We start from the raw sequence: 381 nt of genomic DNA, 5'->3' as shown, positions 1-381 counted from the left end.
ACATCAACCGCATCAAGGGCATCGCGTCATCGGTCGGCGGATGGTTTGACAAGATCGTCTCGTACGTCGCGGGTCTCCCTGGCCGGATCGCGAAGGCCGCGTCCGGGATGTGGGACTCGCTGAAGTACGGATTCATCAACACGATCAACTACGTGATCTGGAAGTGGAACAACTTCTCCCTGACGCTCGGTGGCGGGTCGATCCTCGGCATTGGGATCCCCTCCATCACCCTGCACACCCCCGACATCCCTTACCTGGCCGAGGGCGGCATCACCACCGGGCCCACTCTCGCGATGATCGGGGAGGGCCGGGAGGACGAGGTCGTGCTCCCGCTGTCCCGGCTGGAGCAGATGCTCGACACCGGGCAGCACGCCGGAATGC

At 64.0% G+C, this 381-nt stretch carries 1 protein-coding gene; it reads left to right on the top strand.

Features of this window, described 5'->3' with window-relative positions; translation table 11 throughout:
* The coding region (locus OQ02_RS45405; protein WP_033443793.1) for a hypothetical protein at nt 1–381 on the top strand (381 nt) is incomplete at both ends.

Origin of the sequence: Saccharothrix sp. NRRL B-16314 (assembly GCF_000716595.1) — a bacterium.
Taxonomy (GTDB): Bacteria; Actinomycetota; Actinomycetes; order Mycobacteriales; family Pseudonocardiaceae; genus Actinosynnema.
This window is presented reverse-complemented; position numbering and strand designations above follow the sequence as displayed.